This window comes from Bartonella sp. AP258QHHD, from assembly GCF_042196145.1.
Classification (GTDB): domain Bacteria; phylum Pseudomonadota; class Alphaproteobacteria; order Rhizobiales; family Rhizobiaceae; genus Bartonella.
This window is the reverse complement of the sequence record NZ_JBHIPR010000046.1, coordinates 1-1,319: the sequence shown is the minus strand read 5'-3', so window position 1 is coordinate 1,319 and position 1,319 is coordinate 1. Positions and strand designations below refer to the sequence as shown.

Genomic DNA, 1,319 nt, shown 5'->3' with positions numbered 1-1,319 from the left:
ACATGAAAAATGATGCCATGGCTATAAAGAACATAACAACTATAGAGAAAGCAAAAATGCAAATGAAAGCATTTGTTATAAGAGCGCGGTGCTATTAAGGTCGTTTAAATTAAAGCCCCTTATAAACAAAATTCACAAAAAATTTAAAATTCATTTAGTAACAAAATTGATAGGTTATAAAGTTTAAAATACGCATAATGAGAGCGTTTCTAAATATTATAAATGTATAGATNGAGAATGCATAAAAACAGCAAGGTTTTATAATCATAATGCAAATGAAAGGGTTGGTTATAAAGACCATCTCTATGAAAAGCTGTTAAGTTGCAAATGTGTTATAAAAAAAATTCACAAAAAAATTAAAATTCATTTAGTGAAAAAAACTGATAGGTTATAAAGTTAAAAATACGCACTATGAGAGCGTTTCTAAATATTATCAATGTATAGATTCAGAAAATAACGCAATCGTTTCATAAAACATATAATATAGCTTTAAAAGCACATAAATATAAAAGAAGAAATTAATAAGCATAAGATATTATCAATACACAACGTATTTAAAAAATAAGAAAAAATATCAAAAAGATAGAAATATTATTTGACAATAAATACGTATTTTGTTACACAAATAATCAAGTGATTAACAAACACTAAACATGTAGCGGATAGATTACGATACAATCTTTCCAAAGCTTTTAAAAACTGGCTATCTTTTATGCTTTAATTAGCATATATGATGATTTTGTCGGGTGTGCTTACACCATACAATACCCTTATGGGAAAAGTGTAAGCAACGGACTACATGCCGTGTTTGTTAACGCCCGACGCCCTTAAAGGGTTGTCAATAACAAACATATAAACATGTAGGTTTTAATTATGAAAAATATCTCAAACAACACCCCCGTTATCTCTAATATTGCAAATGAAACCGCGTCTGTNCATAACAGCGGACTAACGACCGTGTTTTTCAGCACCCGGCGCCCTTATGGGCTGTTAATGAAAAATTTTAATTTCGTTAGGAAAAAACTATGAAAACTATAGTAAAAAACACCCCCGTTATCTCTAATATTTCAAATGAAACCGCGCTTGCTAATCAACAAGAGCCTGCAAAAAAATACGAATTTATTGATGATTGTGAATATATCGATGGTCATTTCTTAACTCGAATTAGAGCCTTAAGAGATTTTGATGATGTCAAAAAAGGCGATTTAGGGGGGTATATTGAAAATGAAAGCAACTTATCTCATGAAGGTAATTGCTGGGTGTATAATAAAGCTCGGGTCTTTCAAAATGCACGCGTCTTTGGAAATGCTAAAGTAAAA

1 pseudogene is annotated in these 1,319 nt (G+C 30.4%); it reads left to right on the top strand.

Annotated features, from left to right (window positions below):
- Window positions 1-1,025: 1,025 nt before the first annotated feature.
- Window positions 1,026-1,319 (top strand): annotated as a pseudogene (locus ACFIMM_RS04760) (hypothetical protein); the annotation flags it as partial.